This window comes from Candidatus Hydrogenedentota bacterium (assembly GCA_016791475.1).
Lineage (GTDB): Bacteria > Hydrogenedentota > Hydrogenedentia > Hydrogenedentales > JAEUWI01 > JAEUWI01.
This window is the reverse complement of record JAEUWI010000089.1, coordinates 1-19,485: the sequence shown is the minus strand read 5'-3', so window position 1 is coordinate 19,485 and position 19,485 is coordinate 1. Positions and strand designations below refer to the sequence as shown.

Sequence of the window (19,485 nt, the reverse complement as noted above, 5' to 3'; positions counted from 1 at the left end):
ACGTTTCACTGTGAATTCCTCCGTAGGTTGTGATTAACTTACAGGGTATTCACTCCGATTCCAACTGGAACAAAACAGTTGTAATGGGGAGGTCGGGAATATCGCAGTGAAAAAGATGATCGCCGCTTAGTTGCCCGAAACTGAGAAGATGCACCGAGCCCCCCTCGAGATGAAGAAAAAACGTATCACCGCCCCAGTCGAAGTGGGCAATTGCCAGGAAGCCTTGCTTGAAAACGGGAGCGAAATAATCCGTGCTCACATCAACTATTGTTGCGGCGTCGAACAGGGCATGCACCGATAGTTCAACCCGGCGATTCGGAATACAAGTTCTCAAATAGGTATCCGCAGGCTCACAAAGGCACCATCGCCTTGTAAGCGTTTCCACGCGTTCGTCGATGGACGGGCAGCAGTTTGCCTTTGGTTTCACGGTGTCCAACGAGCATAGCCATTCAGCATGCTGTGTCAAATCTTGATTCATCGTCTCTAATCTCTAACTCTGCGGATCGAAGCGTTGGCGACTCTGTTGCGAAGACGTTACAAGGGCGAAATGGACGCCTACGAGGCCGCCTTAAGGAACCAGTAAGTTTGCCGACGCCCGATGCGCCAACTGGAATTGTACAGAGCTGATCACTGGTTTTGCGATGCCGAAAGACGTCCGCCAAAGGGGGTTGACCATTCCTGGTCGACCCAACGCACGCCACGACGTGCGCAGTGAACTGGGGCTTGTATCGCGATGCCGACTCGCCAGAGTACATTGTTTCGCGATTCGCTGTGTACTTACAGGGCCTTGGTGGGCCTGAGCGCTTAGAGACCCTCTTGTGTCGACCAGGAATGGTCAACCCCCTGTTGCGCACTCATATGAAAGCCTCTGGTAGAAATCCGGGCGCTTCGTAGTAGAGAAATTCACCATCGCTCAAACCGGCCATCGCGGGATTCTGCTTGATATAGTTGAAGCACCGGACGAGGTCGGGCAGGCCACGCACGATCCGGTCCCAGTTCTCCTGTTGCCAGAGATTCCCACGCCGGGCCAGGCGACGATTTATCTCGCGCGCCGAGACGCCTTTCCAGACGCCAACGAGGCGGTCCGCATCCGTCTCGCCGCGCAATTGAAAAAGGGCGTGCATGTGGTTCGGCATCACTACCAGGGATGCCAGATCACAGCGCTCGCCATCGAAACGCCGGGCCGCCGTCAGGACTTCCCGCGCGTTGTGTCCATCCCGCAGAACACACGCGCCACGCCCCTGATCCAGCCAGCGCTCGATGCGTTGTGGGAATTGTTCACGGTACAAGGCGAGCGTGCCGGCGTCCCAGGGCCTGGGGTGCTCGCGTAAGAAACATTGCTTCTCAGTACGCCAGGCCTGAAGCTTGTCTGCAGGCAACGAATCCACAAGACGCGATGTTACGAAGTAGAATGCGCCATCCAACTGCCAGTGCGGCAGATGGCGCTCCTGGATACCCACGCGAGACGCGTGGGTGAGAAAAGGCTCCGGGTTCGAAAAAGGAACCTCGTCCAAGTTTGTCTTGTCATCGTTCATACGGTTACCCCAGGGGCTTGCCACTGAACAAATAGTAGCATAGGTTCCACACGCCGCCAACAGGGGGTTGACCATTCCTGGTCGACATAGCGCAGGACCATACGAGGAGCAGTGAACTGGGGCCTGTGGCGTGATGCCGAGGCGGCAGAACACATTGTTTCGCGACTCACTGTGGACGTACACGCCCCAGGAGTCCTTGAGCGCCCCGGGCTTCTCTTGTGTCGACCATGAATGGTCAACCCCCTGTTTAGCGATTTTCAGATCTGGGGCCAATCACTTTGTTCTGGATGTTTGGCGTGAATTTTGACTCCAGCCATCGCACTGTTCACAATCAGCGTGCACTTGGGCCAGCAGAACTTTTATGGAGCGACACAGGCGGTATGAAAAATACTCGGGTTTACAAGATGAGCTTCGCGGGGGTTTACCCCCATTACATTGCGAAGGCGGAGAAAAAGGGCCGAACGAAGGCGGAGGTGGATGAGATTATTTTCTGGCTGACGGGCTACAGCCGGAAGGCCTTTGATGCCTTGCTGGAGAATCAGACCGACTTCGAGACGTTCATTGCGGAGGCCCCGGCGCTGAACCCGGCGCGAACTTTGATCAAAGGCACGATCTGCGGCGTTCGTATTGAGGAAATCGAGGAGCCGCTGATGCGGGAGATCCGCTATCTGGACAAGCTGATCGACGAGCTGGCGAAGGGCAAGGCGATGGAGAAGATTTTGCGTTCGTAATGGAAAAACGCGGGACGGTCCCACGCACTGGGGCGACTTCCGCCCATCTTCGGTATCCGCGAGCGGACGAAGTCATGGGCTTCGCGTCTGGAGGCCTTGTGCGCAGGACAGTCCCGGCTGCATCAGCGAATGATTTGCTTCGCTTTCAATTCCGCCACAATCGCCGCGATGGCCTCGTCCATTTCGGGGCGATAGGGCAGGGCAACGTTGATGGGGAAATTGCTGAACTGGTTCTCGCCGAGATTTGCCACAAAAATATCCGTGGGTGAACACATCATTTTGAGGCGTTCGAGATCGTAGTCGTCGGCGTCGGTCACCGTGGTGATAAGCAAAGTTCCCTCGTCTACAAAGACTCGGGCGAGATCGCCGAGCTTCTCCAGGTGCTCTTCACGGGCGCGGTCGCGGGTGCGAACGTCGTGGTCGAGCTCTTCGAAGTAGTTGGAGATGCCGAAGTAGTAGGTCTTGTGGCCGCGATCATAGAGGGTGCGCTCCAGTTGCTTGGCGACGCGGCGCTTGCCGCATCCGTATTCGCCGTGGAGGATGATGAGGCGGCCCTCGTTCTTGAAGCGGGCGATGCGTTCATCGCGGGTAACCAGGCCGCGCTCCCAGGAGAATTCGCGGGCGCGGATGTGCTCCGCCATGACGGATTCGGACTCGCCGAGGGCTTCCAGGATGACGCCCGCGCCGGCGATTTCAAAATCATCGACGATAACCACGCGGCCGGTCATTTCGAGTTCGTTGCGCAGGTCGAAGGCGACGGGACGGGTGCACTCCAGGATGCATTCGGCCACATCGTGGCGATCAATCTGCTGCTTGTTTTCAATGGAGGTCAACTCGGAGGCATCCAGTACCTGGATGACTTCGGCAAGCTGCGCGGAGACGGAGGCGGCGCCCACTTTGAGCTTGTAGGACTTGCCTGGAACCATGGGCGGACGACCCATCCAGAACATGTTGACGCGGAAACGGCGGCTGACGCGGGGCTGGGGTTCGTCGACTTTGACCATGAGCTCGCCGGGCTTGATGTAGATCTGGGTCGTGAGGGTGACGCCGGTGGCGTAGCCCGCTTCAACTTCGGAGCGTTCCGGGGCGGAGAAGGCCTCGATGGTCTTAATCACCGATTCTTTTCCCGAGGGCTGGAAGCGGACTTTGTCGCCCACGCGGATGGTGCCGGTGAAGATATTGCCGGCCACGATGCGGCGGTCGTCGTCCTGGGCGGTGAACTTGTAGATGTCCTGCACGGGCAGGCGCAGGGGTTTGCTTTCGTTGCCCCGAGGCTTTTCGAAGGCGTCGACCTGGCCGAGGACGGTCACGCCCTTGTACCAAGGCATTTCCTTTTCCGAGCCTGCGGCGATATTGACGCCTTCGCGGGCGCTGATGGGAATGAAGGACGCGGGCTGAACGCCGAGCTGGTCGAGGAAGGCGGAGTATTCCGACTTGATAGCGTTGAACTTTTCCTCGCTGTAGTTCACGAGGTCCATTTTGTTCACGAGCACGCAGAGCTGCTTGAGGCCGAGCATGGAGACCATGTAGCCGTGGCGCTTGCTGTTTTCCTGGACGCCCTCTTCCGCGTCAATCACGAGAAGGGCGGCTTCGGCGCGTGCGGCGCCGGTGACCATGTTTTTCAGGAACTCGATGTGGCCTGGCGCGTCATTGATGATGTAGTGGCGCTTGTCCGTCTTGAAGAAACAGCGGGCGGTGTCGATGGTGATGCCCTGGGCCTGTTCATTCTTGAGCGCATCCAGCAGGAAAGCGTACTCAAAAGGGCGGGCGTTCGCGGCGCACATGGCCTTGACCTGATCCAGCTTGCCTTCGGGCAGGGAGTTGGTGTCGGCCATGAGGCGGCCGATGACGGTGCTCTTGCCGTGGTCCACGTGGCCCACAATCACCACGTCCATGTGTTCGCGTTCGAGAATTGCGTTTGTGCTCATGAATAACCCGGGTTTTCCGTTGAATGCTGGCGTTGTGTAAAGTTGCTCGGGGTGAACGGCTTACATGTAGCCGTCGCGGCGCAGGGTTTCGAGGCCGCCGCCGTCGTCCTTGTCCTGGGCGCGGCCGGAGCGTTCGGCGATATTGGCGAACTTTCCGCTGCGAATTTCCTCCACCACTTCGGCGACATTCTTCGAGGTGGACTGGACGCAACTGGTGCAGGGGCCGCAGCCGAGGGAGCGGTAGCGGGTGCCTTCGCCCTGATCGAAATAGAGGTCCACGAGGGGGATGTTCTCGCGCTGGATGTATTCCCAGAGGTTCAGCTCGGTCCAGTCGAGGAGCGGGTGAATGCGCACGTGGGTGCCGGGAGCGAAGTCGGTCTTGTACTGGTTCCACAATTCCGGCGGCTGGTCGTCCACGTCCCAGTCGTTCTGCTTGTCGCGGGGGGAGAAATAACGCTCCTTGGAGCGGCTGCCTTCTTCATCGGAGCGCACGCCCACGATGACGCCCGTGTAGGGCTCGCGGTTGGTGTCGACTTCATACTTGCCGGTGGTGTGGTTGAGGCGCATGCGCTCCCAGTCGCCGGAAAGGGTGTGCTTCAGGGCCTCGCTCTTGAGGGCCTTGCAGCACTCCAGGCGCGTGATGGCGCCTTCGGGGAAGGTCTGCTTTTTCGCCAGGGCTTCTTTGTTCTGACCGACGACCATGTTGAGGTTCCACTCGAGGGCCAGGCGGTCGCGATAAGCGATCATCTCCGGGATCTTGTAGGAGGTGTCGATATGCACGAGGGGCAGGGGGCAATGGCCGAAGAAGGCCTTGCGCGCGAGCCAGAGCATCACCGTGCTGTCCTTGCCGATGGACCAGAGCATGCACAGGCTCTTGAACTCGCGATAGGCCTCGCGAAGGATGTGAATGCTCTTGGATTCAAGTTGGTCAAGCTGATTCATCGAAACACTTCCTCACTACATTGGGGCCGCCATTCGCTGGCGCGTCCGCACGGGGAATGAACAGGGGGGCGTCCCGCCCGAGTTGGCGACAAGCGGCGCGGCGGGCATTCCGGGTCCGGGCAAGCGGTTATTCTACCATGGCGGCGCGGAGGTATTCTATGGCGCGACGAAGGCTTCAGTGCATTCGGCGGCTCGTTGGTGTAGTATAGGGGGCATCGCGCGGCCGGCAGGGCGGCGCGCCCGTCCTCACCGGATTTTTGGAGTCAAGTTACCCGGCCTTATGCATATCGGCATTAACACGCTACCCGCGGAATCGGTCCCCTTCCCCCACCATGTGATCCGCTATCTTTCCCAGATCATCACGCCGATCCAGGGCGCGAAGCACGATCTCACCTTTTCCTGCCTCCACGACGCGGAGTATCCTTCGGCGATGCCGGGCATGCCTGGTATCCCGGTGGAGCGGCCTTCGGGGGGGCTTCAGGCGCTCCTGCGCCGAGGGGGGAATGCTCTGGAAAGCGCGATCCAGCAGAATGGCATCGAGCTCGTGTTGTCGTCCATCCAGGCGCCGTGCCTGAAGCCTCCGGTGCCCCAGATTCTGGTCGCTCTGGACCTTTCGCCCTGGGAACGGGGCGGGGCGAACGCTCCCGGCTTCAAGAACACAAAGCGGGCCTGCGCCACGGCGCGCCACATCATTGCGCCGACGGAGCACGTCCGCCGACGCTGCCTGGAGCTTTTCGAGGCGCCGATGGAGAAGATCATCGTTGCGCCGCCGGGGGTTTCCCCCAATTTGTCCAAACCGACCATCTCGGTGGTGGAGAAGCCGTACATCGTGATGTTTTTTGACCCGCTGACGGCGCCCCTGCTCCACACGGTGCGGGAGGCGATGGAAAAGCGGAAGGACGAGTTCCCCCAGACCCAGGTTATCGTGGGGCCGACCCTGCCGGACGAGCCGGACAGTTGGGGGCCCCGTGTGGTGCGTGTGGAGCAGTGCCCCGACTCGCACCTGGCCGGTCTTTATCGCGAATCGGACTTCTTCCTCTATCCCGCGCCGGACGACGGCAGTGGGCTGCGGGTGCTGGAGGCCATGGCGGCGGGTGTTCCGGTGCTGGCGGCGGGCTCCCGGGGGGTGATGGAGGTGGCGGGCGATGCGCCGATCTATTTTAATGGGGAGAGCCTCGACGCATTTTTTCAGTCGCTGAAGCGCATCCTCTCCGAGGAGAAGCACCTGCGTTCCAAGCGGATTCACACGGGCACGCAGATTGCGGCGCGTTTCTCCTGGGACAAGAGCATGTGGAAGGTCCTCTCCACGCTGAAGGCGGGTTGAGCCGGGCGCGACTGTAATGGTCCCTCCGATGCGTGGTACTGTGTCACATATGCGCTGGCGCTGGTGCCAGACCGCCGACAACTACCTGGAGATTTTTCCGATGATTCAGTTTTCAAGCTTTCGCAAGGCAGGCGCGATGGCCGTTGGCGCAGTGGCGGTCGGGATTGCGCTGAGCGGTCTTTCGGGCTGCAATGGGCTCGAATTGCCCATTGAAGTGACGGTACCGCTGATTCAGAATTCCGCGATCGTTGCGGCGAATGAGGCCGACGGCGACGTGAATATCGCGGTGGGAGCCTTCTGCGACTTGTTCAGCGAGGAAGAGCTGGATGCCCTTATCCGGCAGTTTGGCGGGGATCTGGTTGCCGATCTGGTGGACATCACGGGTGTGGAACTGACCAAGGTCACCGTGACCGCCACGGAAGGGGACTTTGATTCCTTCACCGACTCGGACCTGAAGCTGATCTTTCTGGGCGCTTCCCCCCTGCCCCTGGGCGAGGCTTCGGATTCGCAGGGCCTGGGCGGCAGTTTTGATCTGACGCAGGACGAACCGGTGGACCTGCTGAACGATCTGGAAGATGGCGACTGCGGTGCGCCGACGCTGCATTTTGAGGGCGACCAGCCCGCGGGGGATATCCGCTTCAACACGACCGCCACGCTGACGGTATATACGCGGCTTACCTTGCAGCAGCCGTAGTTCAGTTGTCGAAGAACTTCGATTCGCCCCCCGGCATCCGGGGGGCGAGTTTTGTTTTCGGGCGCATTGATCGACCACCGAAAAAGGCGAACGCGCCACGACGTCAAACTGCAGTACAGCCGCGCCGATTCAGTCTATCGCGCTCGGCCAAAGCGGCGCCTAAAACAATGGGGGATTCCGGCAGGCTCGGCGCGGGGAGCGACGCGGTCCCTGCGAGTTTTTGCATCGCGGCGCCTGGGTCACGTAGCATCACGGCGTGAATCCTCCACCACCCACACATGAACTTCGCCGGGACCTTGCGCAGCTTGCGGGACTCGCATTCGCGTATCGGCTGCTCTTTTTGATCGCGGTGCCCCGCGTATTGGACACGGCGGACGCCATTCACTACGTGGAAACCGCCGCCTCCTTTGCGTCGGGGATTTTCCTGGGACACGACCCCAAGATCCCCCCCTTCTATCCCCTGCTCGGCGCGCTGTTCTCCAAATTGCCCCTGGCCGATCTGGAGTGGGGGTGCCGGCTGGTGTCCTTCGCCGCCGCCACGCTCCTGGTGATCCCGGTTTATCTTCTCGCCCGTGAAATTCACGGTCGATCCACGGCGCGCGTCGCGGGCCTGGTCGTGGCCCTGTGGCCCTGGCTGGCGGACTATGGGTGCAGCGTCTCCACGGAATCGCTCGCGGCGCTGCTCTGGCTCACGGCCGTGTACCTGCTGGTCCGGGGCGCGCGCCGGGGCGGTTGGGCGCTGTATGGCGGCGCGGCGGCGTTCTGCGCGCTGAGCCTCACCCGGCCGGAGGGCCTGTTTCTCTTTATGTGCGCGGCCCCCGCCGTGGCCATCCTCCTCTGGCCCCCGGACCGCGCTTCAGCGCGGCGTCTGGCCCCGCTTGCGATTGTTTTCGCGCTGTTCATCATGGCCAGCACGGCCTTCAATCAGGCTTTGGCGGGCCGGGCTACGGCGAATTACCGGGTCGGGTTCATCCTCGCGGAGTTCGACTGGGTGCGTTTCGCCCACACGGGCGTAGAGACCCTCAGCAATGTCGTCCCCGTCATGCTGGGACCGGTGCTGTTCTTTTTTCTGGGCGCGGGATTCCTTCTGCCGAGACAGCGGCCCCGGGACTTCCGGCTTGAATGCTGCGTGCTGCTCTTCGCTTTCGCCCAGTGGGCGGTGAGTCTATTTGTCCTCTCCCCCGCCCCCCGCTATCTCATGGCCCCGCTGATCGTTTTTTCCCTCTGGTCGGCGTCGGGAATCGTGCTGACCTCCGCCCGCCTCGCCCAGGCCGATCACGGCGCGCGGCTGCTCCGGCTGATTCCCCTGCTGGCGATAATCGCTTTCCAAGCGGTTCAAGCCGCGATAACCATTGGCTCGGAGCACCTCGGCCGACTCCCCCGTGAACCGCGCGAGTACAAGCTCGCGGGACAATGGATGTCGGAAAACCTGGCGCACGGCCTGATTTTTACGCGAAAGCCCCAGGTGGGATTCTATGCGGGGATGCCCTCGACCGGCCCGGCGGAGGGTGAGAGTCTGGAGGCGATGCTCAACCGGGCACGGGCGGCGGGCGCGCGCTATCTTGTCGTGGATGAACGCTACACGGCGGCTATGGCCCCGCCCTTGCGGCCTTTGCTCGACCCCGCCAACGCACCCGCCGACCTGACCCACCTTCAGTCTTTTGAACCCTGGCCCGGTGGGCGCGTGACTATCTACGAAATCGCCGGGGCGCAAGCGCCGTGAAAAGCAGACTTCTGGTGGTCCACACGGGCGGCGTGGGCGACTTCATCTGTACCTTTCCCGCCCTCTCCGCGCTCGCCCGCTCCGTATCCATTGAGGTCGCGGGCCTCCCCGAGCGCGTGGCGCTGGCCCGGGCCGCCGGTATCGCGGATGCGGTGTACGATCTGGAGAGCACGGGCTTTGCCAGCGTCTTCAGCGAGCCGAATGGGCGCTTTCGGGCCTTTGCCGCGCGTTTTGATCGGGCTCTGGTCTGGATGGCGGATCATGACGGCAAGATCGCGGCGGGTTTGATGCGCTCGGGGATCTCGGCGGTCCGCTGCGCTCCCGGCATCCCCCCGGGAGCATGGGACCGACATGCCGCCGAGTGGTACGCATGCGCTTCGGATACCGCGGTTTCTCTTCCTTTTCAGGCACCCTTTGAGCGGGGCCGACGCGAGGTCGACGTGCTCATTCAGCCCGGTAGCGGCAGCCGATCCAAGAATTGGCCCCTGGCAAATTTTGAAGCATTGGCGGGCCAATTGGAAGCAGCGGGTTGCCGCGTCGCGTGGTGCCTGGGCCCGGCGGAGGAGGAATGGCCTTCCCGACCCAATGCGCTGCCGCCGATGCCGCTGGTGGAGCTCGCGGGGGTGCTTGCGGGCGCGCGACTCTTCGTGGGCAACGACAGCGGGATCAGTCACCTCGCGGCGGCGACGGGCTGTCCCACCGTGGCCATTTTCGGCCCAACGAATCCGAGGCTCTGGCGACCGGCCGGCCCGTGCGTTCGGGCGCTCGGCGGGTGCGGCGTTTGGCCGGATCTCGACGGGGTATTCGGGGCGGCGAACGCCCTGCGCGCGGGATCGGGCTTCTAACGCCCCCGCGCTTTGAGATGGCTTGACATTTATTACGGTTTTCGTTTACGATTGTCGTTATGCAGCCCGATATGAAAACCGTCAATCGCGAGATTCTTCTCGCCTTCTGGAAGATACACATCCTCCACCATGCCGCCGAGGGGCCCGTCGTGGGCAACTGGATGCTCAAAGAGTTGCGGCACCACGGCTACGACGCGAGCCCCGGGACCCTCTATCCGCTCCTGGCGCGCATGGAGGAGCACGGCTGGCTCTCCTCCACCGTCGCGGGTTCCGGCCCCAAAGCCGCACGCGCCTATCGTCTCACGGAAGCGGGGGCCGCGGTGCTGGAGGTGGTTCAGGCGCAAATGGGCGAATTGGTGGGCGAAACACGACTTCGGAAAGAACCATGACCAACACCACAGCTCCAGAACTCCGCCGCGAACTTGGCCTCTTTGGGGCCACGCTGATGGGACTCGGCTCCATCCTGGGTACGGGCGCCTTCGTCAGTATTGGCATTGCGGCGGGTGTCACGGGCCCCTCGGTGGTCCTCGCCACGGCGCTGGCGGCGCTGGTGGCCACGTGCAACGCCCTGAGTAGCGCGCAACTCGCGGCGGCACATCCAGTGAGCGGTGGCGCTTATGAATATGGCTATCGCCTCCTGACCCCCGCGGCGGGCTTCTCGGCGGGCTGGATGTTTCTCTGCGCGAAGACGGCCTCGGCGGCGACGGCAGCGCTGGGCTTCGCGGGTTATGCCCTGCACCTGGCGGGGTTGGACCAAGGCGGCGCGCGCATCGGCCTGGCGGTCGGCGCGGTACTGGTGCTTACCGCATTAACGGCGGGCGGCATTAAGCGCTCAAATACGGCGAATACCCTGATCGTTTCCATCACCATCGGCGCGTTGCTCGCCTTCATCGTGGGCGTGGCGGCGGCTGGGCTGCGGAATGGCGCCGGGAACCTTGCCCCTTTCTTCGGCGGTGTGAATTCGGGTCGTGACCCCGGCGCGGCCTTTCTTCAGGCCACGGCCCTCATGTTTGTGGCCTTCACAGGCTATGGGCGCATCGCCACGATGGGTGAGGAGGTCCATGATCCCCGGCGGACCATCCCCCGAGCCATTGTCACCACGCTCTTCGCTTCGGCGGCGATCTATATTCTGCTGGCGCTGGCGGCGGTGGCGTCGGCGGGCGCCCCGGCGATGAGCGATGCGGTGGAAGCGGCGGCGGCCCCGCTGGAAGTCGTGGCCTCGGCCCATGCCTGGCCGGGCGTGGCCTGGCTGGTTGGCCTTGGCGCGGTGACGGCCATGCTGGGCGTACTGCTCAATCTAATTCTGGGATTGTCGCGGGTGCTGCTGGCCATGGCGCGACGGCACGATGCGCCGAAGTTGTTTGCCGCGATTCACGCGGGCAGCGCCACACCGGTGGCGGCGGTGTGGATGGTGGGCCTTGGCATCGCCGGTCTGGCGCTCCTCGGCAGCGTAAAGACGACCTGGTCCTTCAGCGCCTTCACGGTGCTGGTGTACTACGCAATCAACAACCTGGCGGCCCTGCGGCTGCCGAAGGAAGATCGGCTCTATTCCCCCCTCTGGGCCTGGGGCGGGCTGGCTGCCTGTGTCTTTCTGGCCTTCTGGGTGGAGCCTGCAATCTGGATGGCCGGTCTTGGCCTGATTGCCGGGGGCCTGATCGCGCGGGCTTTGGGCCAGCGGGTTTTCGGTATGGGCGCGACCCGTTGAGCTTAACCGCAAATGCGGCGGGCCGACAGCCCCGAATGGCGTCTGCTCAGCGGTTTCAACCCTTCTCTGCGATGCAGTAGAGGTGGGTGCGGCTGCGGAGATAAAGTTCGTTGCCAATGGCCACGGGCGAGGCGTCCAGCACACCATCGAGGGTGTTGGTGGCGACAACCTCCAGCTTTTCCGACGACTTGAGCACGGCGGTCAATCCCTTGCGATCGGGAATATAAATGTGGCCGCCGGCGGCGAGGGGTGATGCGTAGATGCTCTGGAGGCCGCTGAGGCGTTCGCTCTCATAGAGGAAGGTTCCAGTTTTCGCATCGAGGCAGGAGAGCTGGGGCTTGTAGCCCTGGATCACGTAGAGCCGACCGTCCGCCACGAGGGGCGAGGGCACAATGGCGCCACCCTTGTCCACATTCCACGAGACGGCGTCGGTACCCGAAAGATCGCCGGTGCGTCCCAGGGTGATGGCCATGATCGCGTCGCCCTGGAAGCCCGTCGTGCAAAAGACTTTGCCGTCGTAGACCACGGGGGACGGCGCGGCGCAACCCGTGAGGCCGCTGCACTGCCAGACGAGTTCGCCCGTGGCGGCGTCGTAGCTGCGGATGAAAGCGGAGGCAGCGGTGATGACTTCCCAGCGATCTCCTACTTTCGCGGCGACAGGCGAGGACCAGGAGCTCTCTTCATCGCGCTTCTGTTCCCAGAGCTTCTCGCCCGAGTCTTTGTTCAGCGCGAATATGCGGGAACCGGCTTCGTGATCCGCGAGGATGACGAGGGAATCACCCACGAGAAGCGGCGAACTGCCTTCGCCGAAGGTTCCCGCCATCTTCAACGGCGCGGTGTCGACGCGCCATTTTTCGTTGCCGTCGAGATCGAAACAGTAGACCCCACGGGAGCCGAAACTGGCCCAGACGTGGGTACCGTCGGTGACAGGCGAGTAGGGCGCATAGGTGCCCGTGGTGTGAAGACCTTCGTGGGGCTGGACTTCGAGGACGGCGCGCTCCCAGAGGATGGCGCCGGTGTTGCGGTCCACGCAGAGCACCACGAATCGATAGGGTACTGTCGCGGGTTTGGACATGGGACGACCACTGGGGGCCTCTTCGACCGGAGGCTCTTCGCCCAGCGCGACCGCGGACTGGATGAAGATCTTGTTGTCCCAGATCACGGGCGTGGACTGGCCTTCGCCGGGGAGCGCGGTCTTCCACTTCACGTTTTCCGTCTCGCTCCACGTGGTGGGTGGATTGCCTTCGGCCGCGATGCCATCACCGTTGGGGCCGCGCCACGCGGGCCATTGGGCGGCCATAACAGGAAGCGTTGCGAGGGCGACGGTCGCCAGGATGGACATGTAAGTGAGGTGCTTCATGGGTGGATGTCCTTGGGAGTTCTAGGTGCTGAACATTCGTTTGACTATACAGAATGCGATGCGGGGCGTGCAAATTGGGGCGTGTACTGCAAGCGCATCGCCCACGTGTCTCTTTGGAGGAGTTACTTTACATGGTGCAAGGCGCTGGTTATTATAAGGGCCTGCTATCAGGAGATAAGCCCATGAACACTGTAGACGTCAGTGCGCTTAAAGAAAACTTGCCCCAATACCTAGATCGGGTCAACGATGATCATGCTCCACTCCTTGTGACCCGTGCCTCTGGCAAGCCAGCGATTCTCATGTCGCTGGAAGACTACAATGCCTACGAGGAGACAGCCTATCTTATGGCCAGCCCCCGCAATGCCCAGCGTCTCGACGAGTCCATCGCGGCGCTATCAAAGGGTGAGGGCACGATTCATGAACTGCTCGAAGAATGAAGTTTTGCTGGGATGGAAATGCCTGGAATGACTAGGTGCATTGGCAGAACCATGACAGGTCCATGCTGAAGCGTATCAATAGCCTGCTTCGCGAAATTGCAAGAACGCCCTTCGATGGCGCTGGTTCACCTGAGCCACTGCGCCACAATTGGTCTGGCTACTGGTCGCGGCGTATTGACCGAGAGCACCGACTGGTATACCGCGTCGAAGCAGATATCATTTATATCGCGCAGTGCCGCTATCACTACTGACGTGCATGATGGGAGGACGGCTTCCCGCGCGTTGGCATCTCACTCCACGCTGTAGGTAAAAATCGCCGCGCCTTTCAGCTCAAACCGCAGGCGAAGTTCCTGGCCCGCGACGGCATCCAGTTTTTTCTCGCCCCAGATGACGGACTCCGCGAAGCCGCTCTTGCTCGCGGGCGTGCAGTCGTCCAGGGTGAAGCCATCGACGGTCTTGTTGTTGTCGGTGCGGAGTTCCGCGCGCAGCGTGCCGCCTTCGCTCACGGTGGCATTTACCGTGAGCGACGCCCCTTCGGGCACGACGAAGGGGCGGGTCAGCACGTAGCCCGGTTCTTCCCCGCTCGGGCGTAGGCCCACAATGCGATCGCGCTCCGCCGTCGCGAGGCCGATGGCGCAGGGGTTCTCGGGCTCGTTGTGGGATTTCGCAAAGCCGCCGTAGTAGAAGCGCAATTCGTCGCCCACGATCACCGGACTTTCCGCGAGGAGCACCATGCCCGCGTCCCAGGCGCCCTCCGGACCAAGGGGTAGCATGGCGGGGTGGGTGCCGATGGCGTCCCAGTGCTCGCCGTCGCTGCTCCACACGGGCTCGGCATAGAGAAGTCCGTCGGCGCGGTCATAGCTCTGGCGCATGCCGAAAAAGAGGTCATTGAGCCGAAAGACGGTCATGCCGTAGTACTCGGGACGCTCGGCTTCGTCGGGAATGAGGATGCCGCGCTCGTGGCTCCAGGCCTTAAGATCGTCGCTGCGCTGCATGGAAACGCGGCGCTTGTGATCGCCCGCATAGGCGCGGGGTCGGCAGAAGATGAGCCAGTTGTTGCGCACTTCGTCGAAGACGAAATTGTTGTGGGTATCGCTGTGGTAGGCGATGGCGGCCGCCTCCTGAAGAAACGTGAAGGACTTGCCATCCTCGGAGTGGGACACAAACACGCCGCCCTTCTGGTTGTGAATGGCGAGGAACTTGCCGGGGTATTCGCCGGGCTTCGGGTTGAGCATCACGTCGATGTTCTGCGTCTTATCAGTGCCGAGTTTGATGAGATTATTCTGCGGATCGGCGGGATGCTCGAATACGCCCAGGGCGGGCTTGCGCCAGGTGATGCCATCGTCGGATTCGGCGTAGGCCACGTTGTAGGAGAAAGGCAGGCGGTTGTCGTAGTTGTGGCGGTTGAACACGGTGTACCACATCTTGAAGAGGTTGTCGGCGGGATCGAAAAGCGCCGAGCCGCCCATGTGCGGACCGCTCCCCTCCCACTCCCCGGTCTTCGTAATGAGCGGATTGTTCGGATGCTTCACCAGGGGCGCGGCGAAACGCTCAACCATCCAGCGATCTTCGGTAACCCGGTCGTCGCACAGGAAGTAGGGGCCCTTGGCGGCGGCGACGCGGTAGGCGGTGTCTTGCGCGATGACGGGCAGTGACAGACACGCAAACAGGACGATAGAGCGGATGAACATATGCGAAACCCTCAGCACTTGTATCTCACAGGTTGGTGGCGCATTTGCCGCCCGAAACGTGAAGAGATTGAACCACAAAGAACGCAATGAGCGCAAAGACGAGACAACTTGTCGTTCTATATATCTCTCTGACCATAAATGCTCTCCTTGTGTTCTTTGCGTTCTTTGTGGTTGCACTTTTCCTATTGGAATACCGGCGAATTGGTCGCGTGCCGTCGCAATCGATTGTCGGTCTCGGAATGTTGTAAAATAGCGAATCCGTCCTGGCACCGAACGAGCAGCGGTGCCTTGGCGCTTCAAAAACGTAACCCCCATAGATGTCTCCGAAGAAGGAACACCGCCGTGCCATCCACCCAGCTCCCCATCCTCGAGTTCGTACTCGGCAACTACAAGAATTTCAATGCGCGCGCCACGCGGGACGCGCTGGTGGCCTATTGGCGGCATGTGGAGGGCGGCGGCAAAATGTTTTGGGCCGTCGCGGGCGCCATGTCGTCGGCGCAGCTCGGCATCACGCTGGCCCCGGCCATTCGCGCGGGCCTGATCCATGGCCTCTCGGTGACGGGTGCGAACCTGGAAGAGTCCCTCTTCCGTCTGGTCGCTCACGAACATTACAAGGATTTCCCCGAATACCGCTACATGCGGAAGGAAGACGACACGCGGATTCTGGAGGATCGGATGCGCCGGGTGACGGACACGTCCATCCCCGAAGACGAAGCCTTTCGCGTGGTGGAAAAGTACATCGTACCGCGTTGGAAGGCGGCGACGGCGGCGGGCGAACGCCTCTTGTGGCACGAATACTTCTATGAGCTGGTAAACCAGATCGAGGCCGAAAAGCGCACGGGCGATCCCGATGCGTGCTGGCTGCTGGCGGCGGCGGATCACAAGCTCCCCATCGTCGTTCCCGGCCACGAGGATTCGACCTTCGGCAACATTTTCGCCTCTTATGTGAAGACGGGTGATTGCAGCGCGTCCATCGCAAAATCCGGCATCGAATACATGGCGTGGTTCTATGACGTCTACGGCGAACTCTCCGAAGGCCCCGGCGTGGGCTTCTTCCAGATCGGCGGCGGCATCGCGGGCGACTTCCCCATCTGCGTGGTGCCTTCGATCAAATACGATCTCGAACAGGAAGCCAAGCCCTGGGCCTATTTCTGCCAGATCTCGGACTCTACGACTTCTTACGGCTCCTACAGCGGCGCGACGCCGAACGAGAAGATCACCTGGGACAAGCTCACGGAAGACACGCCCATGTTCGTGGTGGAATCGGACGCGACCATCGTCGCCCCCCTGATGCTGCGCGCGCTGATGGAATGCAAGGCTCATCCGGCGGAAGCGAATGCCCTGATCGGCGCAATGGCATAATCATTGCCACGCACTTGAGTGTACGTGTCGGGCCCGTCGCAACGCGACGGGCCTTTTTATTCTTACCCGACTGCCCACTATAATACACTGTCACATTTTGGCCAGAGGACGAAATGCTTTGACCACGAATGGACACGAATACACACGAATAAGAAGAGCAATTGCTGCGGCTGGAGGCAATTTGAAACGGGAATAGACTTCAGCGACCTCAGAGAGAATTTTTTCTTTTTGATTTTTGGGCACCAAGCTGCGGGCCTGTGAAAGTTCGATCCCAGGATGGAAATCTCCTTTTCTTATTCGTGTGAATTCGTGTCTATTCGTGGTTCAATATTTTCTGACTTCAGATGGTCCACAAGAACCCATTTTATACTTCTAATGAGGGATGCCTATCTTGAACGCTCTTCTTTTATCCATGCTTGTTCTCGTCTCCGCCCCGATGCACCACGCGACGCTGGTGGAGGGCGGTGGGCACTTCCCGGTGTTGATCCGCCTGCAGAATGACGAGCTACTGGGCGTGGTGCGCGGTGGCGCGGCCCATCGCGGGCAGGAAGGGCGGCTCGATCTGTTGCGTTCAGCGGATGGAGGAAAGACCTGGAGCGGTCCGAGTGTGCTGGTGAACGGACCGACGGATGATCGCAATCCGGGCTTGGGGCAACTCGCGGACGGGACCATCGTTGCCGCGTTCACGATAATCACCTGGGAATACGAGTCAAGCGGCGGCGAGCCGAAGAAGACCGGTCAGCGCAATGAAGGCGTGCACACGATGCGCTCCACGGACAACGGCAAGACCTGGAGCAAGCCAGCGCGGAGTGAGGGGATTGCGGCGCTATACACGAAGGAGGCCGGAGACGGAATGTCGGGCTCGCCCTACGGCAAGATCGTACAGCTCGCCGACGGTACGGCCCTGATGGCGGTTTATTTCAGCTTTCCGGGCGATCGCGGCCATGAGAGTTGGCTCTTCCGCTCGACCGACAGCGGCTTAATCTGGGGTGATCCCACGCTCCTCGGCGAGCATTTCAACGAGACGGGTATCGTCGTGCTTCGCGACGGGCGCGTTCTCGCTGCGATGCGCTCGGAGGTGGGGCGCTACCTGGAACTCATTGAGTCCAGCGATCAGGGACGCAACTGGAGTACGCCCGTTCGCATTACGGCGGACCACGAGCACCCCGCCGACCTAATCGAATTGTCGGATGGTCGCGTGTTGCTCACCTACGGCCAGCGCAATACTCCCCGTGGCGTCGAGGCGATTCTGAGCCGGGACGGCGGGCGCACCTGGGATCCTGCAACCAAAGTAAAACTCGCGGAGGAGGTGAAGTACGGCGACAACGGCTATCCCAGCTCGGTGCAATTGAAATATGGCTCCATTGCAACGATGTATTATCAGGTGGATCACCCCGAAGGCGCTTTGGAGGGAGCGAAGACGAAATTGGTAGTCTGGCGTCCCGAGGACTGACACGAATCGGAAAGCGCCTCAAGGCACGCAATAACCTTTCCTGCCATCGTCCACAATGAGTACCCAGTCTTCGCCCTCGGCGTTGGTGGGCGGTTCGAGTCCCATCGTGCCCTTGTTGGGCATTTCACCAACCTTGCTGGCTTCGCCATTGCGCGGGTTATACCAAGTCACCTGGAGCGATTCCCCCGCGACAAGCGCGGTGTTGATCGTGGCGCGATTGTGCTTCGGAAAGTAGACCATGAGATACGTCGCGTTGTTCGCACCGGGGCTGCCGTCGCGCGTGGCCCGGATGTGCTCAATCCCGCCGGGATTCTCCGATAGGATCACACTCTGATCGGGAATACGCGTCAGAAAGGGTCGGCTCAACATCAGCCGCTTCACATAGACGAGTTGCTTCACGCCGGGCAGATCCAACGCCTGGTGCCAGGGGGTGACGACGTGCCAAAGCGGCTCGCGTCCCACGTCGTACATTTGCCAGATGGGATGGGTGCCGTAGGAGTGGCCGTGTGCGCCCGCAAAGAGTCCCCAGTAGGCCAGGCGCCGAATTTGAACCTCGCCGACCTCAATGCCGACGGGCATGGCGTCCGGCGGAAACTCGTAGGCCGGCTCCGCATCCATGCAGGGTTTGGCGGGTTTCAGCGCATAGTCCCGAGCGATGGCGTCGTAATTCATCGTGTCAGAGGCGTGGGCGCTCTGGTGCATGTTGAAATCCAGCCACGTTTTACCGTGTAGATCAGTATCGTAGCCGATACTCGGGTGATAGGTGATGAGTTGGTCATTCCCCACCGCCGTGCGGATTCCAGCGGCCATCTCATCCCATGCGGCCATACCGCCGGCGGGAAGGCAGTCGCCGCCGAGCACCCAGATGACGGGTTTGGCTTTGTAGCGATCCGCGAGGAATCTTCCATAGGCCCGAGCGTTGCCTTCGTGAAAGAAGTTGGACAGCCCTTGCTCCGCGGTTGCGGTTCCCACCCAATTCCCCCAGCTGGGCAAAAGCGCCATATAGAGCCCGTGCGCGGCAGCCCGTTTAACGATCCAGTCCACATGGGCGAAAAAATTTTCATTGGGCCGTGAGGGATCCAGATCATGAAAGGGCGTGTCGCCGTAGGCGTTGCCGGTTGCGATCCCGTCCAGTTCGGAAGCAATCACGGCCTGTATTACGGTAAAGCCCTTCTCCGCCCGATTGACCAGATAGCGTTCCGCCTCTTCACGATTCAGACGATGAAACAACTCCCAGGCCGTATCGCCCAGATAGAAGAAGGGGGTACCGTCCGAATGGACCAGGTAACGACCGTTCTCGCTGACCTTGATGGGAAGTGGCCCCTCGGCCCGGGCAACACCTGCACACAGGACAACCAAGACTGCTCCGAGCCAGGAGCGCCCGAGGCTACTACTCGCTTTCATCATTGTACTGCTCCGAAACTGCGACGCATCACCGCCACGACTGCGATGGGCCGCGGAAATATCTTCGACCAACTCATGGACTTAACCCACTAGGGACGGTCACCTCCGGGAATACGCCGCCAAACGAGGAGTGCCGCGAGGGCCATGCCGAGCAGCAGTAAGTCTCCAAAGTACCGTTCGGCAACGCGTTTCACTTCGATGGAACATCCCCCGCCTTCACCTTCACCTTCACCTTCACCCTCACCCTCACCCTCACCTTCGCCTCCACCTTCACCTTCACCTTCACCTTCGCCTTCACCTTCACCTTCACCTTCACCTTCACCTTCACCTTCACCTTCGCCTTCACCTTCG

The 19,485-nt window shown here is 61.2% G+C and carries 18 protein-coding genes and 1 pseudogene; 11 read left to right on the top strand and 8 right to left on the bottom strand.

All coding sequences use genetic code 11. From position 1 onward, the window contains the following. Positions 1 to 49: 49 nt before the first annotated feature. Both JNK74_27190 and JNK74_27185 read right to left on the bottom strand, forming a co-directional pair. A complete protein-coding gene (locus JNK74_27190; protein MBL7649877.1) occupies positions 50 to 478 on the bottom strand; it encodes a hypothetical protein in 429 nt (142 codons plus the stop codon). Between the two features lie 376 nt (positions 479 to 854). Next, on the bottom strand, positions 855 to 1,535 hold the full coding sequence (locus tag JNK74_27185) for a transposase (GenBank protein ID MBL7649876.1): 681 nt from the start codon (positions 1,533 to 1,535) through the stop codon (positions 855 to 857). Positions 1,536 to 1,915: 380 nt separating this feature from the next. On the opposite strand from JNK74_27185, the gene JNK74_27180 reads away from it, so the two are divergent. Further along, positions 1,916 to 2,266, top strand: coding sequence for a DUF2200 domain-containing protein (locus tag JNK74_27180; GenBank protein ID MBL7649875.1), 351 nt, complete (start codon positions 1,916 to 1,918; stop codon positions 2,264 to 2,266). A gap of 122 nt (positions 2,267 to 2,388) precedes the next feature. Here the strand turns inward: JNK74_27180 and JNK74_27175 are convergent, their stop codons facing one another. Together JNK74_27175 and JNK74_27170 are read right to left on the bottom strand one after the other, a co-directional pair. After that, positions 2,389 to 4,179: an adenylyl-sulfate kinase gene (locus tag JNK74_27175; GenBank protein MBL7649874.1), complete on the bottom strand. Its 1,791-nt coding sequence runs from the start codon at positions 4,177 to 4,179 to the stop codon at positions 2,389 to 2,391. 75 nt (positions 4,180 to 4,254) lie between these two features. Continuing rightward, the gene (locus tag JNK74_27170; protein MBL7649873.1) at positions 4,255 to 5,136 is read right to left on the bottom strand and encodes a sulfate adenylyltransferase subunit 2; all 882 of its coding nucleotides are present in this window, start codon (positions 5,134 to 5,136) and stop codon (positions 4,255 to 4,257) included. Between the two features lie 280 nt (positions 5,137 to 5,416). Between JNK74_27170 and JNK74_27165 the strand changes: the two genes are divergently transcribed. The 6 genes from JNK74_27165 to JNK74_27140 all read left to right on the top strand — a co-directional run bounded on the left by JNK74_27165 (position 5,417) and on the right by JNK74_27140 (position 11,427). Continuing rightward, a complete protein-coding gene (locus JNK74_27165; GenBank protein ID MBL7649872.1) occupies positions 5,417 to 6,460 on the top strand; it encodes a glycosyltransferase in 1,044 nt (347 codons plus the stop codon). 100 nt (positions 6,461 to 6,560) lie between these two features. Continuing rightward, a complete protein-coding gene (locus JNK74_27160; GenBank protein ID MBL7649871.1) occupies positions 6,561 to 7,154 on the top strand; it encodes a hypothetical protein in 594 nt (197 codons plus the stop codon). Positions 7,155 to 7,410: 256 nt separating this feature from the next. Beyond that, complete coding sequence (locus JNK74_27155; protein MBL7649870.1) at positions 7,411 to 8,877, top strand: glycosyltransferase family 39 protein; 1,467 nt, start codon at positions 7,411 to 7,413, stop codon at positions 8,875 to 8,877. Then, positions 8,874 to 9,722: a glycosyltransferase family 9 protein gene (locus JNK74_27150; protein ID MBL7649869.1), complete on the top strand. Its 849-nt coding sequence runs from the start codon at positions 8,874 to 8,876 to the stop codon at positions 9,720 to 9,722. Before JNK74_27155 ends, JNK74_27150 begins: the two co-directional genes overlap by 4 nt. A gap of 59 nt (positions 9,723 to 9,781) precedes the next feature. Further along, positions 9,782 to 10,111, top strand: a complete 330-nt coding sequence (locus tag JNK74_27145) for a helix-turn-helix transcriptional regulator (GenBank protein ID MBL7649868.1) — start codon at positions 9,782 to 9,784, stop codon at positions 10,109 to 10,111. Beyond that, positions 10,108 to 11,427: an amino acid permease gene (locus tag JNK74_27140; protein MBL7649867.1), complete on the top strand. Its 1,320-nt coding sequence runs from the start codon at positions 10,108 to 10,110 to the stop codon at positions 11,425 to 11,427. Before JNK74_27145 ends, JNK74_27140 begins: the two co-directional genes overlap by 4 nt. A 55-nt stretch (positions 11,428 to 11,482) precedes the next feature. Here JNK74_27140 and JNK74_27135 read toward each other — a convergent pair whose 3' ends face one another. Further along, positions 11,483 to 12,787, bottom strand: a complete 1,305-nt coding sequence (locus JNK74_27135; protein MBL7649866.1) for a PQQ-binding-like beta-propeller repeat protein — start codon at positions 12,785 to 12,787, stop codon at positions 11,483 to 11,485. A 182-nt stretch (positions 12,788 to 12,969) separates the two neighbouring features. On the opposite strand from JNK74_27135, the gene JNK74_27130 reads away from it, so the two are divergent. Both JNK74_27130 and JNK74_27125 read left to right on the top strand, forming a co-directional pair. After that, positions 12,970 to 13,224, top strand: a complete 255-nt coding sequence (locus JNK74_27130; protein MBL7649865.1) for a type II toxin-antitoxin system prevent-host-death family antitoxin — start codon at positions 12,970 to 12,972, stop codon at positions 13,222 to 13,224. Continuing rightward, a pseudogene (locus tag JNK74_27125) lies at positions 13,221 to 13,475 on the top strand (Txe/YoeB family addiction module toxin). Before JNK74_27130 ends, JNK74_27125 begins: the two are co-directional and overlap by 4 nt. Before the next feature lie 39 nt (positions 13,476 to 13,514). On the opposite strand, the gene JNK74_27120 reads toward JNK74_27125, so the two are convergent. Then, entirely contained in the window at positions 13,515 to 14,915 is a 1,401-nt protein-coding gene (locus JNK74_27120) for a hypothetical protein (GenBank protein MBL7649864.1), read from the bottom strand. 342 nt (positions 14,916 to 15,257) lie between these two features. On the opposite strand from JNK74_27120, the gene JNK74_27115 reads away from it, so the two are divergent. Both JNK74_27115 and JNK74_27110 read left to right on the top strand, forming a co-directional pair. Then, complete coding sequence (locus tag JNK74_27115; GenBank protein ID MBL7649863.1) at positions 15,258 to 16,277, top strand: deoxyhypusine synthase family protein; 1,020 nt, start codon at positions 15,258 to 15,260, stop codon at positions 16,275 to 16,277. A 391-nt stretch (positions 16,278 to 16,668) separates the two neighbouring features. Further along, positions 16,669 to 17,730: an exo-alpha-sialidase gene (locus JNK74_27110; GenBank protein ID MBL7649862.1), complete on the top strand. Its 1,062-nt coding sequence runs from the start codon at positions 16,669 to 16,671 to the stop codon at positions 17,728 to 17,730. Positions 17,731 to 17,748: 18 nt separating this feature from the next. Here JNK74_27110 and JNK74_27105 read toward each other — a convergent pair whose 3' ends face one another. Next, positions 17,749 to 19,089 (bottom strand): glycoside hydrolase family 140 protein, encoded by a 1,341-nt coding sequence (locus tag JNK74_27105; GenBank protein ID MBL7649861.1) that lies wholly within the window; start codon positions 19,087 to 19,089, stop codon positions 17,749 to 17,751. A gap of 134 nt (positions 19,090 to 19,223) precedes the next feature. Further along, positions 19,224 to 19,485, bottom strand: a 262-nt coding sequence (locus JNK74_27100; protein ID MBL7649860.1) for a hypothetical protein, incomplete at its 5' end; no start/stop codon positions are given.

Bases quoted from the DNA above. Each gene is read 5' to 3' on its own strand.
- JNK74_27130 (MBL7649865.1), top strand. From the start codon at position 12,970: ATGAACACTGTAGACGTCAGTGCGCTTAAAGAAAACTTGCCCCAATAC.
- JNK74_27190 (MBL7649877.1), bottom strand. From the start codon at position 478: ATGAATCAAGATTTGACACAGCATGCTGAATGGCTATGCTCGTTGGAC.
- JNK74_27185 (MBL7649876.1), bottom strand. From the start codon at position 1,535: ATGAACGATGACAAGACAAACTTGGACGAGGTTCCTTTTTCGAACCCG.
- JNK74_27145 (MBL7649868.1), top strand. From the start codon at position 9,782: ATGCAGCCCGATATGAAAACCGTCAATCGCGAGATTCTTCTCGCCTTC.
- JNK74_27135 (MBL7649866.1), bottom strand. From the start codon at position 12,787: ATGAAGCACCTCACTTACATGTCCATCCTGGCGACCGTCGCCCTCGCA.
- JNK74_27120 (MBL7649864.1), bottom strand. From the start codon at position 14,915: ATGTTCATCCGCTCTATCGTCCTGTTTGCGTGTCTGTCACTGCCCGTC.
- JNK74_27140 (MBL7649867.1), top strand. From the start codon at position 10,108: ATGACCAACACCACAGCTCCAGAACTCCGCCGCGAACTTGGCCTCTTT.
- JNK74_27160 (MBL7649871.1), top strand. From the start codon at position 6,561: ATGATTCAGTTTTCAAGCTTTCGCAAGGCAGGCGCGATGGCCGTTGGC.
- JNK74_27170 (MBL7649873.1), bottom strand. From the start codon at position 5,136: ATGAATCAGCTTGACCAACTTGAATCCAAGAGCATTCACATCCTTCGC.
- JNK74_27165 (MBL7649872.1), top strand. From the start codon at position 5,417: ATGCATATCGGCATTAACACGCTACCCGCGGAATCGGTCCCCTTCCCC.
- JNK74_27180 (MBL7649875.1), top strand. From the start codon at position 1,916: ATGAAAAATACTCGGGTTTACAAGATGAGCTTCGCGGGGGTTTACCCC.